The sequence below is a fragment of the Gilvimarinus sp. 1_MG-2023 genome (assembly GCF_030548285.1).
In genome coordinates this window covers 1-238 of the sequence record NZ_JAUOSC010001663.1, presented here as the reverse complement: position 1 = coordinate 238, position 238 = coordinate 1, and the positions used below count along the sequence as shown (strand labels likewise).

Below are 238 nucleotides of genomic sequence, written 5' to 3'. Positions count from 1 at the left end.
ATTCAACGCCATACAGCCCCCAACCACCCAGCTCACTGGTCACCGTGGTCGCAATGGCTTGCGCCTGTTGTAACGCGGCAGCGGTCATTTGCTGTGGCTGCCAGGATTCCTGATAGTCGCCGTCTTGCTGGCGATGCCCAATCGGCTCACAGAAACTGGTCAAGGTACCGCCGGCACCATCACTATGACGGATAGTTAACAAAGTGATTTCAAAGTCAAAATCGACAAAGCCTTCAAC

Annotated in this window: 1 protein-coding gene; it reads right to left on the bottom strand. The window is 53.8% G+C overall.

Annotated elements, in window-relative coordinates; all coding sequences use genetic code 11:
- A partial coding sequence (locus Q4563_RS22440) for an ATP-grasp domain-containing protein (protein WP_303606120.1) occupies nucleotides 1–238 on the bottom strand: 238 nt, incomplete at both ends.